General features: G+C 38.2%; 15 protein-coding genes. 12 read left to right on the top strand and 3 right to left on the bottom strand.

Annotated features, from left to right (window positions below):
* Positions 1–80 precede the first annotated feature (80 nt).
* The 9 genes from HFD85_RS16595 (at position 81) to HFD85_RS16555 (ending at position 7,278) form a co-directional block, all read left to right on the top strand.
* Complete coding sequence (locus HFD85_RS16595) at positions 81–1,007, top strand: toll/interleukin-1 receptor domain-containing protein (RefSeq protein ID WP_167612437.1); 927 nt, start codon at positions 81–83, stop codon at positions 1,005–1,007.
* A 39-nt stretch (positions 1,008–1,046) separates the two neighbouring features.
* On the top strand, positions 1,047–1,571 hold the full coding sequence (locus HFD85_RS16590) for a hypothetical protein (protein WP_167612434.1): 525 nt from the start codon (positions 1,047–1,049) through the stop codon (positions 1,569–1,571).
* A gap of 188 nt (positions 1,572–1,759) precedes the next feature.
* Positions 1,760–2,263, top strand: a complete 504-nt coding sequence (locus HFD85_RS16585; protein WP_167612431.1) for a sigma-70 family RNA polymerase sigma factor — start codon at positions 1,760–1,762, stop codon at positions 2,261–2,263.
* Between the two features lie 4 nt (positions 2,264–2,267).
* Positions 2,268–2,540, top strand: a complete 273-nt coding sequence (locus HFD85_RS16580) for a hypothetical protein (protein ID WP_167612428.1) — start codon at positions 2,268–2,270, stop codon at positions 2,538–2,540.
* Positions 2,541–2,734: 194 nt separating this feature from the next.
* Positions 2,735–3,475 carry a hypothetical protein gene (locus tag HFD85_RS16575; protein ID WP_167612425.1) on the top strand — a complete coding sequence of 247 codons (741 nt, stop codon included), beginning with the start codon at positions 2,735–2,737 and terminating at the stop codon, positions 3,473–3,475.
* A gap of 189 nt (positions 3,476–3,664) precedes the next feature.
* Entirely contained in the window at positions 3,665–4,243 is a 579-nt protein-coding gene (locus HFD85_RS16570; RefSeq protein ID WP_167612422.1) for a YdeI/OmpD-associated family protein, read from the top strand.
* Between the two features lie 128 nt (positions 4,244–4,371).
* Positions 4,372–5,487, top strand: coding sequence for a glycoside hydrolase family 43 protein (locus HFD85_RS16565; protein WP_206082002.1), 1,116 nt, complete (start codon positions 4,372–4,374; stop codon positions 5,485–5,487).
* A 167-nt stretch (positions 5,488–5,654) separates the two neighbouring features.
* Positions 5,655–6,500, top strand: a complete 846-nt coding sequence (locus HFD85_RS16560; RefSeq protein ID WP_167612419.1) for an alpha/beta hydrolase — start codon at positions 5,655–5,657, stop codon at positions 6,498–6,500.
* Between the two features lie 190 nt (positions 6,501–6,690).
* Positions 6,691–7,278 (top strand): DJ-1/PfpI family protein, encoded by a 588-nt coding sequence (locus tag HFD85_RS16555; RefSeq protein ID WP_167612416.1) that lies wholly within the window; start codon positions 6,691–6,693, stop codon positions 7,276–7,278.
* A 27-nt stretch (positions 7,279–7,305) separates the two neighbouring features.
* On the opposite strand, the gene HFD85_RS16550 is transcribed toward HFD85_RS16555, so the two are convergent.
* Entirely contained in the window at positions 7,306–9,219 is a 1,914-nt protein-coding gene (locus HFD85_RS16550; protein WP_167612413.1) for a BamA/TamA family outer membrane protein, read from the bottom strand.
* 194 nt (positions 9,220–9,413) lie between these two features.
* On the opposite strand from HFD85_RS16550, the gene HFD85_RS16545 reads away from it, so the two are divergent.
* From HFD85_RS16545 to HFD85_RS16535, 3 genes are all read left to right on the top strand, one after another.
* Complete coding sequence (locus HFD85_RS16545; protein ID WP_167612410.1) at positions 9,414–9,632, top strand: hypothetical protein; 219 nt, start codon at positions 9,414–9,416, stop codon at positions 9,630–9,632.
* Between the two features lie 112 nt (positions 9,633–9,744).
* A complete protein-coding gene (locus HFD85_RS16540; RefSeq protein WP_167612407.1) occupies positions 9,745–10,773 on the top strand; it encodes a S1C family serine protease in 1,029 nt (342 codons plus the stop codon).
* Between the two features lie 10 nt (positions 10,774–10,783).
* On the top strand, positions 10,784–11,857 hold the full coding sequence (locus tag HFD85_RS16535; protein ID WP_167612404.1) for a BamA/TamA family outer membrane protein: 1,074 nt from the start codon (positions 10,784–10,786) through the stop codon (positions 11,855–11,857).
* 71 nt (positions 11,858–11,928) lie between these two features.
* Here the strand turns inward: HFD85_RS16535 and HFD85_RS16530 are convergent, their stop codons facing one another.
* The gene (locus tag HFD85_RS16530; protein ID WP_167612402.1) at positions 11,929–12,102 is read right to left on the bottom strand and encodes an SMC-Scp complex subunit ScpB; all 174 of its coding nucleotides are present in this window, start codon (positions 12,100–12,102) and stop codon (positions 11,929–11,931) included.
* A 19-nt stretch (positions 12,103–12,121) separates the two neighbouring features.
* The gene (locus tag HFD85_RS16525) at positions 12,122–12,700 is read right to left on the bottom strand and encodes a superoxide dismutase (protein ID WP_167612400.1); all 579 of its coding nucleotides are present in this window, start codon (positions 12,698–12,700) and stop codon (positions 12,122–12,124) included.
* Positions 12,701–12,805: the final 105 nt, after the last annotated feature.

Below are 12,805 nucleotides of genomic sequence, written 5' to 3'. Positions count from 1 at the left end.
CCGTCGGACACTGACGCTCTTCGAAATCCGCAACGACAACTTGCAAGTGACCGTTATCAGCAAGTTTAAAACAAAGAAACATGAATGAATATCCGACAGCTTTTATTTCCTATTCATGGGAAGATGATGAACACAAAAATTGGGTAAAAAGCTTGGCATCAAGACTCCGTGACAATGGAGTTGATGTAAAATTAGACCAGTGGGAAATTGTACCCGGAGACCAATTACCAAACTTCATGGAGAAGTCTATTCGTGAAATCGATTATGTTTTGATAATATGTACACCAAAATACAAAAGTAAATCAGACAAGAGAGAAGGCGGTGTCGGATATGAAGGAGATATTATTACTGGAGAGGTTTTTCAAAACCAAAACCAGCTAAAATTCATTCCAATCTTAAGAAAAGGAAATTGGAAAGAATCTGCACCAACTTGGATTTCTGGCAAATACTATATTGACTTAAGTGAGTTGGCAAATATAGAGAGTAACTTTAAAGACTTAATTACAACAATTTTAAATATTCGAGAAACAGCACCTCCACTTGGGCAATATAAGCCAACAAAAACAATACAACAACCAACGAAAATCCCGGAACCAGAAACGGACGAAATTAGAATTAAAGGAATCTTAGTGGATGAGGTCGGAGAACCTTTAAATGACGGGAGTCCGGGAAGTGCTTTATACAAAATTCCATTCGAATTAAACAAAAGACCTGACTATCAATGGTCTGAATTATTTAGACTTACTTGGGACAGACCTCCATCATGCACAAGTATGCACAGACCAGGAATCGGGTATGTTAGTGGTAACAAAATTATTCTTGATGGGACAACAATTGAGGAAGTTAAAAAATATCATAAAGACACTTTAAAACTTGTTGTGGAGACTGTTAACAAAAGATATAAAGAGATTAAGCTACAAGAGAAATTAAAAAGAGAACGAGAGGAGCAAGCAAGAAAAAAACATAATGACAATATTAGAAATATTGCAGATGATATTCAATTTTAAGTAAGTCTACAGCAAATGCCTAAAAAGCAAAAAAAGACAATGAAAGACAAAGTCCTATATATAATCTTTGGGATAATATTTATGTTGTCTCCATTCTATGGAATTGCTTTAGCAATTTGGGCTGGAGATATTGAGAACTACGTGACTCCATATAAATTTAGTTTCCTTTTTGGTGGAATCGGAGTTGTTTTAAGTTATCTAATTTCTTCGAAACTTAAACCTATTGTATTGAGAGTGAACAAAAAAGTAAAAGATTACTCTCAATTAAAATTGTTTTTTGCGATGGGATTTATTGGAATCTTTCTTCTAATGGGAGTAAAATTCAATTCTTTAAATGCAACATTGCAAAACACTTACAAAGCAAGAATAACAAATAAGACAGAAAGACAATATCGATATATGTCAGCTGGATATAATAAACTTCATTTTGTTATAAATAATAGACCAGTGGAGATAAGATGTCATCGAAAAATTTGGGAAAAAGAAAATATAGGAGATTCGATGAGTCTTGATTTTTATAAGAGTAAAATTGGATTTGACTATTGGAAATTAAATAAAAAATAAAAAACCAGCTTGTAACAATTTGTATATGGCAGGCGGGGGTTTTAGCGGTCTGACAAGTCAGACCTTGCGCCAACTTTCCTGCGGGTCTGACAGGATTTCTTCCAGAAATCCCGAAATTAATTTTGATTTTTCGTCATATCTTAATAAACCGTGTAACTAATACATGTGAAGAGTTAAAAATATACTAAATGCAAAACAAATCATCGGTTACATTTGAACAGATAATTGAATTCAATAAAAATAGAATTTACCGAATTTGTAAAATATATTCCTTACATCCATTAGAACCGCAAGACCTTTTTCAAGATGTAGTAAGCGAAATCTGGAAATCATTCTCAACTTTCAACGGGAAATCAAACATCAATACTTGGATTTATAAAATTACCCTAAATGTTTGCCTTCGTTCGAAACAAAAATCAGTAACTGAAAATAAAAAATTTGTTCGATTAGAATCTATTGAATTTATTCCGGTTGAGGTTCCACAGGATAAAAGTCAACAAGAAAAGTATAAAGCTCTTGCTTCTTGCATATCCTTATTAGAGGAAAATAATAAATCCATAATTATTCTTTATTTAGAAGGATTACCTTATAAAGACATAGCAGTAATTACGGGTTTGACAGAAAATCATATCGCCGTAAAAATGAAAAGAATAAGAAAAATATTACTGAATTGTATCACCAATAAATTATAATTTTATGTTGAGTAAAGAACAAAACGATATTTGGCAAGATTTAAAGGAGATTTGGAATAATCAACCTGAATCGGAAAAAATAAATATACAGGCATCCAATCTAATTCTTGAATTAAAAAGCAAGGTTAGTCAATTCGAAAAAGATTCAATAAGAAAGGATATAAAATTTATAAGGTCTTCTACAAGTCTGTTCGAAAAAGATTCAATTAAAAAGGACCTTCAAACAATTTCAAACTATATAAGGAAGATAATTGATAAATTTAGAAATAATAAATAATAACTACCGCTAACACGTGGTATAAGGCATGGCTGGGTTTGTGCGCCCCGAAGCTTCGGGGCGACAAGTCGAATCTCGTGCCTACCTCAGTTTCGGTCGGACTGGTCAGACTCTCGTCTGACCGCCACGACCTCATACCACCACTGTTATGTGGTATTTGAAAAATGCAGCCCATAAATTATAGATAAACACTTATGAATACCAAACGAGTACTAATAATTCTAATAATCTCTATACTGGCAATATTTCTCTTCAAGAATCTTGCACTGAGATTAATTACAAAAAATTGGGAACAGGAATCATTATTCTATGAGACGAAAGATTTCAAAATTGAGATGGCAATAAATTCATCAAAGGGTTGTGTTAAAACAGGAATTGACTTTTACCATGACACAATTATTATTTACAATTATAAACTAAATGATATTCTATTATTTCTAACTCAAAAAAATATTAACAGCAGCGAGTTTAGCAATCCAGAGAAAAGTCCTAAAAAAAGGTTCAATTTTTCTTATTATCCAAAAGACTCTATTGGAAATTATAAATTACACAAAAACGAAATCCTGGATAAACTCTGTGGAGAATTTGATTTTAAATACAACTATGACAGTGTTCAATTGCAAAAATATGTAACCAGACTTGTCGATAAAGAAAAACTTGAACAAAAACAGGTTAATGAAAATGATGGGAAATATAGACTTGGAAAAGACTATGTTGAATTTATGGGAAATGATTTAGATGGTGTTTTTAAAGCATTCAACTTTTCTGTAAAAGGACAGGTTTTTGAAAACAATATTAAGGACTCAAAATTTTATTCTTTTAAAGTCCCAAGTCTAAAAAGAGACAAGATACTAATGTATTTTCACGACAAACTGGGAATTGAATTTGATGAGAGAAAAATAATGACAGAAAGGTTAATAGTAAATTTTGAATAAAAAACACCACATAACACAGTACATATTGCAGGGCGGGGTTTGGTGGTACGTCAACTACGTCCCGAGGCTTCGGGGCTCGTTTGGCAGTTCCGTCCGTCTTACCTGACGGGCAAGCTCTCCGAAATCCGCTACAAGAACTTACACCAACCACTAACGGCAAGCAAAGAGGACGGAAAAATCCACAGAAATATGAATAAATTAAATACTTTATCAATTATTGAATTCAAAACAGCCAAAGCATTTGAAACCTGGCTTGAAAAAAATCATGACAATTCAAGTGGACTTTGGTTAAAAATATTCAAAAAAGGCTCCGGGGTAAAAACCATTAATTATGCAGAGGCACTTGATGTGGCTCTTTGTTATGGCTGGATAGATGGTCAAAAAAAATCATTTGACGAACAAGCATGGTTACAAAAATTTAGTCCGAGAACCGCAAAAAGTATTTGGTCTAAAGTAAATACCGGGCACGTTGAAAGATTAATCAAAGAAGGTAAAATGAGACCTGCGGGATTAAAAGCTGTCGAAAAAGCCAAAGAGGATGGTCGTTGGGAAAAGGCATACGATCCCCCAAGCAAAATGACCATACCAGATGACTTTCTAGAAGAACTAAGTAAGAACAAGAAAGCAGAAGAGTTTTTTAAAGGGCTTAATAAAACGAATCTTTTCTCTATTGGGTTTCGAACGCAAACCGCAAAAAAGCAAGAGACAAGAGAAAAGCGTATGAAAGAAATTATTGAAAAGTTAGCAAGAGGTGAGAATCTCCAATAAATAATTTTGCCCTGGCCGACAAGTAAATGATTCGATACGAACAGAAAATTCCAATTGTGCTATAATTGCAGAACAAGAATTTAGTCCCGGCCCAAAATTGATAACGTGAAGTTTAAAAAATAGAAATCATGATGTACAAATTGTTATTGTTCGAATTAATTTATGCTTTGAGTTTTTTTGCTCCGATTGCCGCACAAACCCGATTAAATCCCGATCAGGATGCGATGAGACCTACCGGTACTGAAATTGTTTCAGAACTTAAGAAACCAGAAAAACAACAAAAACCGGATGAGAACGACTTCGGAGGTTACCTTCTGGTCTATTTCAAAGATCAAACCCAATCGGCATATTTTGCAATAAGTAGCGATGGCTGCACATTTACTGATGTGAATGATGGTGAGCCTGTGTTCAGGGGAGTAGATCTGGCTGAACAAAAGGGGGTGCGCGACCCTCATATCACTCGTGGTCCGGATGGAGCTTTTTACCTGGTTATGACCGATCTTCACATTTTTGGTAAACGTGCCGGTTTTCGCGGTACAGATTGGCAACGCCCTGCTGAAAAATACGGATGGGGAAACAACCGGGCTATTGTATTGATGAAATCATACGATCTGATTCACTGGACGCATTCTGATTTCCGTGTCGACAAAGCATTTCCTGAACTTGGAGACATTGACTGTTCGTGGGCACCTCAAACAGTTTACGACGAAAAGGAGGATAAAATGATGGTATATTTCACCATTCGATATAATAACAAGGAATGTCATATGTATTATTGCTATCCAAACGAAGATTTTACGAAACTGGAAACCCTTCCGAAACGCATTACCGAAATTGGTGGACTGGACGGAGACATTACAAAAGTCGGAGATAACTATCACCTGTTTTATGTGAATGGTGCTAAAGTGTTGCATTCGGTTTCTGATAAAATCAACGGAGGGTTCAAAACGGAGGGAAAACGCATTGACCCGGAAAGTGTTAATACCGAAGCACCAAATGTTTTTAAACGCCTGGGCACAGATACCTATGTGTTAATGTACGATGTATACGGTGCCCGTCCGAATAATATGGGATTTAGCGAGACTACGGATTTTGAAACCTACAAAAATATCGGTCATTTTAATGAAGGGATAATGAAAACCACAAATTTTGAGAGGCCTAAACATGGTGCGGTAACCTATTTAACGCCGGATGAACTAAAAGATGTTGCCAAACACTGGAAGGTAAAAATTGATTTGGAATAGCGTAATAATGATTTACTTGTTACAAATCATGTATATTTAATGGCGGTGATTAAAACATTTCGGGCGGGCAATTGACCGCTTCAACCTTTTAGCGTTTCGAGAGGATTCTCGTTTGCAGTCCTCCATCAGGCATACTTGTAGTGCTGGCAACTCTAAAAAAATAAAAAATGATCTGTAGAAAACACATTTTGATTTTATTGATAGTACTTGTTGCTTATTCATTTGGATATTCTCAGAAACAAATCCAATACAAGCAAATTGATTCAACTGCATTATTTATGCAAGTATATCAGCCTGAAACAATTGAACCGGCTAAAAAATATCCTGCAATGGTTTTCTTTTTTGGAGGCGGTTGGAACGGTGGTTCAATCGACCAATTTAAACCACAGGCCAGCTATTTTTCTCAAAGAGGGTTAATTTGCTCTCTCGTTGATTACAGAGTGAATCAAAGACAGCATACGACACCTTTCGAATCATTGATGGATGCAAAATCAGCTATTCGGTACATTCGAGAACATGCGAACAGATTTCATATTGATCCTTCAAAAATTATTGCAGCCGGAGGTTCAGCCGGAGGGCATCTTGCAGCAGCAACAGCATTAATTGAAGATTATAATGAGAATACAGATAACTTGTCGATAAGTTGCATTCCTAATGCGTTGGTACTTTTTAATCCGGTTATTGACAATGGTCCGGGAGGATACGGATATGATAGAATTGGCGATGCGTATAAAAAATTTTCACCGCTGCACAATATAAAAAAGAGTGCACCACCCACAATCTTTTTCCTGGGAACAGATGACGCTTTAATTCCTGAAGAAACTGCCAAATATTACCAGACAGTCATGAAGAAAGTGGGAAGTAAATGTGAACTGTATTTGTACAATGGTCAGGGGCATGGATTTTTTAACTATAAAAATTTTGAATACTACAAAAAAACAGTTTCTGAAGCTGATAAGTTTTTACAATCGCTTGGATTTTTAAACAAGGAACCATTTATAGAGATTAACTAACAATTGGTAACACTTTATAAATACAAGGCGGCATTAGTGGTATTCGAGCTGCTTATTTTCACTCAATCTCTCGTCCGTAGCAAACGGGAAAGAGATTAACACGCAAGCTGAACTTATAATTTATCGTTAGCATTAAACCAGGACGAACAAAACCAAAAGAAATACAAGTAAATCGATAGTTACGAAAAATATGCAAAACAAGAAAGTATTACTGTTTCTGCCCAAAGCCTTTGAAACGATGGAATTTAGTGCTTTTATTGATGTGCTTGGCTGGGCCAGGGTTGATTACAAACATGCAATATTGGTTGATACCTGTGGCTTTACCGATAAAGTTATCAGCACCTTTAATGTGCCGGTTCTGGTAGATAAAACCATCGGCGAAATAAACGTTGAAGACTACGACGCGCTGGCTATCCCCGGCGGGTTTGGCGAATTTGGTTATTACGAGGAAGCCTACCACGAACGTTTTTTAAAATTGATCGGGGAATTTGATGCCAAAGGGAAAATCATTGCGAGTGTTTGTTCCGGGGCATTTCCGGTAGCAAAAAGCGGCGTGCTAAAAAACCGTAAAGCCACTACCTACCACTTAAAAGACGGTTTTTATCAAAACAAACTGAAAGAATTTGGAGTGAATGTGGTAAATGAACCGGTTGTGGTTGATGCCAATATTATAACCTCGTATTGTCCGGAGACTGCTCCATGTGTTGCATTTGAATTGCTAAAAATGCTGACTTCGGAAGAAGAAATGAATGTAATAAAAACAGCGATGGGTTTCTGAGAATGCGCCTGTAGTTAACTCAACATGCTACCGGATTGCCTGTGCAATACGCGGTTTAAGTTCCGTAAATTTCTTAAACAGTTTAATGTCTTTAAACACCAGTTTAAACTTAAAACGGGGCTCTTCCGGTAAGGCGTTTACATAGTAGGCCAGTTGAACGTGCAAGGCCGGAAAAATCAAACTTTCGTTTTTGGTGCTCAAATTCAATCCCAGCCGGGTATAACTGTCCCATTTATTATCCTCGTAAATGGCCTGGTTGGCCCATCCAAAGTTGATAAAAGGATCGACAGAAAAACGAAATCCCCACAAATTGTAATTGGTATAAAAAATAGGGTAATAATTCACCGCAATATTCTGGTTTCCGTAGAATCCGTCACGGCTGTCGCGGGCCATCAAATAATCGGTGTAAAGCACGGGAATCATGTAGCGCGGGTTGTACACGGCATTGTATGCAAACTGAAACAGGTTGCGTAATTCAAGGTTTCCGACCTCGGTAAGCGGGCTTGCATAAGCCAGTTTCAAAACGCCAATCACATCCTCAAATTCCGATTTGTACCTGAATAAACCGAAATCGGCCGTAGTAGAAAAAATACCGGCATTCTGAAAATAGATACCGTAATTCAGGCGTGTACCTGCGTAAGGCCGATCAACAAAGGTAGTATGATGCCAACCTCCGGTAATGCTCACGTTAATACCTACCGGAATATCTTCAATGGGACCATATTGAACCAACTTGGTAGTTTTTATATACGAAGCCTGTTGAAACGACAGCGATGCAAGAATAACCCGATTGTCGTGAAAAGGATAATTATTCTCGTAATCAATATCGGGGCGTTCGGTGAATTTTTCGGAATAATACCGGGCGGCAATATTCAGAAAGGGGTGTTTATTATCGTGTTGAAACAGAAAAGAATAACCCAACCACATATCAATTAAATTCATGCTGTAATCGGAATTCCTGTCAATCAGAGAATCTTTCGTATAGCGTTTCTCTTTTATCTTTTCGGTAGTTTTCTCATACAGTAATTCACCACCAACCCGGGTATAAGTAGTTACAAACGGTTTCGACAACTTAATACCAAAATAATCTTTATCAACTCCCCGGCTGTAGCTGATCTCTCCGTTAAAAAACGTGCCGCCAACATTATCAATTCCATAATAGCCACCGTAACCAAATTTATCATCGGTACTTCCGTTGAATTCAAAAATAGCCCCCAGGTTATGCCCTAATCCCAGGAAATTGCGGCTATAAGGTTCAACTTCAAACGCATTGTAATCGTTTAGTTTTCCTCCAAAACCAATTGGATACCGGTCCTTTACTACCACCAGGACAGTAACCGAATCTACCGAGTTTTCTACCGGCACTACCTGTATCCTGGCATCTTCGATGTACGACAGATCGCGCAACAGCCTTTCGTTGTCGGAAAAAATACGCGGATTTAACAGATCGTTCTCCCTGAATTTCAGATTATTCCGCACAATCCGCTCCCTGGTAGGTTCATAGGTGGAATTCAGAAAGCGACCAACAGCCGACGTATTTACACTGGCGGTATCAAAAACATTACCATCCAGAACGGCAACCCGCTCTATCTTAATTGATTTAACTATGCGGTCTTTGTAAATGGCGTAGTAATTATCAGCAGGATTAAACTCTTCAGGCAGATTACCCTTTTTATCAATGATCTCCCCCATCAGAATCCGGCCGTATTTATCATTCAGTCGCCTGGCCGATTCCACTTTCTGTGGTTTACGCTCATAATAAGAAGGTTTGCGAACCAGGAAATTTTTAATCAGCTCAAATTCCGTCCCTTTTTCAACAATAATCATCGAATCGTTCACCCCGAAATAAGAAGTATCAGGGAGTACCAGCACCTGGTCGAAGCGAATCCTGACGGTGTCAGGCTCCTGCCCTTTCAAGCCAAAACCGGCGAACAGAAACAAAAGTATCAGTAAGTTTCGATGAGTACAATTTCGTTTTGAACAGGCCATATAGTTCGAATCGGGTGAACACCTTAAAGATAAGAAATATTAGAATACTCCTCGTTCCGTTGAGCAGAGACATTACCCAACTTTATGCACGCGGTTAAACGTTGAAACAGAGTGAACAAAAACACTCAATTAATTGCTTTTAATGTATGAAGTCTACAAAACTATATTATTATATCAGAACGACAGGTACACTGTTTTTTAGCCTTTTATTCTTCTTTTCTACCTATGCTCAGGCACCGAGTGGTGTTCCATACGGAGACCCGGAACCGGTTGAATGGGATTTGTTTAACATTATCCTGCTGATTGCAATTCCGGTTATTATTTTGATTTTCTACTTCAAGCGCAAACGAAATAAAAAAAAGTAATCCGTAGCCGTCCTTCCACATTTTTTTTTGAAATCGTTCATCATTAATGGTTGATACCTGCGATTTATAATTTATTTTTACAATTAACAGAACTTAACCAAACGAATTCAATATGAAAAAAATCCTTTATGCCCTGGCACTGCTTGTTCTCTCGGTGCAGGTTAAATCGCAGAGCTTTGCCGATCTGGTAGATTCAGTTAAACCTTCAGTAGTAAAAATTCATGTGCTCGAAAAAAAGAATCCGGGCATTGGAAATCCAACAACGCAAACTTCGGCACAGGGATTTGGTTCCGGGGTGTTGGTCGGAAAGCGTAATAACTACATATTAACCGCAGCGCATGTGGTTGCCAACGCTTCAAAAATTCAGGTTGAATTTTCCGACGGCTTTATGTTAAGTGCTGTCAACCGTCGATTGGACAAAACCGCCGATGTGGCACTCATTGAGCTTGAAAGACCGGCAAGCAATTTTCCGGCAGCAAAAATTGGCGATTCAGATAAGGTGCGTGTAGGTGAAGATATTTTTATAATTGGCAATCCGCTTGGGCTGTCTTTCTCGGTTTCGAAAGGAATAATAAGCGGGAAGCATTCCGAGATGCATGAAACCATTGAAGGTAAAATACAGGAATTTTTCCAGACAGATGCTTCGATTAACAAAGGGAACAGCGGTGGACCGATGTTCAACATGCAGGGAGAGGTTATTGGGATAGTTAGTTCCATTTTGTCGTTTTCGGGTGGATTCGAAGGACTGGGTTTTGCAGCAACTTCAAACATTGCTGTTGAAATTCTTGGTCAGCAGGGACGCATATGGTTTGGCACCGAAATACTGCCAATGAATCCAGAGTTCTGCAAAATTTTTAATGTTCCGCAGGAGGGTGCATTAATGGTTTTGAATGTAGTTGATAATTCGCCGGCCTACTTTATGGGATTAAAAGGCGGTTACCTGACCATGAAGATTGGCGAACTGGAGTTCCTGTCAGGAGGCGATGTAATATTACAATTCGACGATATTCCTTTGAACTCTATTGAAAACATAGAAAAATTTTACGAATACATGAATAACCTTGAAAAAGGTCAGGAATACCAGGTAAAAATACTCCGTAACGGCGAAATTAAAACCCTGCGCTGGCGCATGACGCAATAAACAGGAAGCTATGAAATTAAAATTACTCCTTACAGTTTTTGTGACTCTTTTCGGTATACTGGCTCATAGTCAGGAACAGGACAGTACAAAAAAGGTGAACCTTGCCGCTATTCCTTTTGTGAATTACAGTAAAACACTCGGAACAACTTTTGGTGCCATGACTCAAGGTTTTTACAAGGTAAATAGAAATGATACCGTTTCGCCTTCTTCCTCGTCGGGATTAATGGGATTGTATACCACCAACAAGAGTTACTTTTTTGCAGCGTTTCAGCGCCTGTATCTGAACGAAGATCGCTGGCGAATACTTGCAGCTGTTGGCTTTGGTAATTTTAACTACCAGTACTTGCAGGATCTGCCGCTATTAGGCGGAACTTTCATTGATTTCGGTACGGGAGCAAAGTTTGCTTTTACACGTGTTGAAAGACAAATCTATAAAGAATTGTATGGTGGGGTTAGCGGAGTTATTTCAAAAACCGTTACCGATTTCGATCTGCCCGACTTTGTCCCCGACAGTATAAAAGCAGATAAGAGGAGCATGAATAACCTCGGATTGATATTGAATTACGATAAACGCGAGCACCAAATGAATCCTTATGGAGGTTACAATATTGAGATTAAGGATGAATTTTATCGTGAGTGGCTGAACAGTGGTAACAATTTCGAGAAATTGGAATTGACATACAACCATTATTACATGCTAAAGAATGAAAGGAACATTCTGGCAACAAGGATGAAGGCCATTGTTGCTACCGGCGATGTGCCGTTCCAGGGACAAAGTGTGGTGGGACACGATGATATACGCGGATACTCGAATGGTAAGTATCGCGATAACCAGGTATATGCCGTTCAGGCCGAATACCGCTGGCGTTTCTATAAGAAATTCGGGATGGTAGGATTTGCCGGAGTGGCTTCTGCCGTTAAACAATTTGGAGATATTTTTAGTAGCGAAGTGCTTCCCGGGGCCGGTGTCGGGTTACGCTACTTGATGATTGAAAAAGAACGCATCAACATTGGAATAGATGTAGCAAAAGGAAAAGACGACTGGGGATTGTATTTCAGAATTGGGGAGTCATTTGGGAGATAATTACAGCTAACAACATACTAAAAGAGGCTGCCGATTAACGACAGCCTCTTCCGTTAATTGGGACTTACACCCTATTTCGGTTCCCAGTAACAACGTTTCGGGGAAACTATCTTTTCTTCGGTTTTCAGCACTTTCATTGCTTTATCAACCTCTTTTCTATCTATGCCGGCAGCTTCAGCAATTTGTCCAGCACTCATTGGTTCTCCTGCAGCCTTCATGGCTGCAAGCACTTTTTCTGCACTCATAGTTTTATCATTTTAATTATTAAGCAAATCTCTCCGACACCACTTTCCAGTCCACGATTTTCCAGAAATCTTCGATGTACTTCGGACGTGCATTCTGTTTGTCGAGGTAGTACGCATGTTCCCAAACATCGCAGGTAAGCAGTGGCTTCATTCCGTCGCGCATCGGGTTGCCTGCATTGCTGGTTTGTAAAATTTCGAGTTCATTGCTTTTGTTAACAACCAACCAGGCCCAACCCGAGCCAAACAAGGTAGCTGCTGCTTTCGAGAAAGCTTCCTTAAAGGCGTCGAAAGAGCCAAATTTAGCTTCCACTGCTGCTTTCAGTTCATCTTTTGGTTCGTGACATCCATCGGGATTAAACTGCATAAAATAAAACGTGTGGTTCCAAACCTGTGCGCCGTTGTTAAAAATTCCACCCTCTGCTTTCATTATAATTTCTTCGAGACTGGCATTTTCAAACTCGGTCCCAGGGATCAGGTTGTTCAGGTTGTTTACATAAGCCTGATGATGTTTTCCGTAATGATAGTTAATTGTGTTTTCGCTTATTACCGGTTCCAATCCATTGTTGGAATACGGAAGTTTTGGTAAACTAAAAGACATAATTGTTCATATTTTAAGTTAATTGTTGATTATTTTACGTAAAGGTAAAAAGGTATTTAATGGAAATTGATATCAGATTAAAATTAAATTACCTTAAATGAAATT

This window comes from Maribellus sediminis, assembly GCF_011799805.1.
Classification (GTDB): Bacteria; Bacteroidota; Bacteroidia; order Bacteroidales; family Prolixibacteraceae; genus Draconibacterium; species Draconibacterium sediminis_A.
The sequence above is the reverse complement of the archived record's forward strand: the minus strand, read 5'-3'. Positions and strand labels throughout refer to the sequence as shown.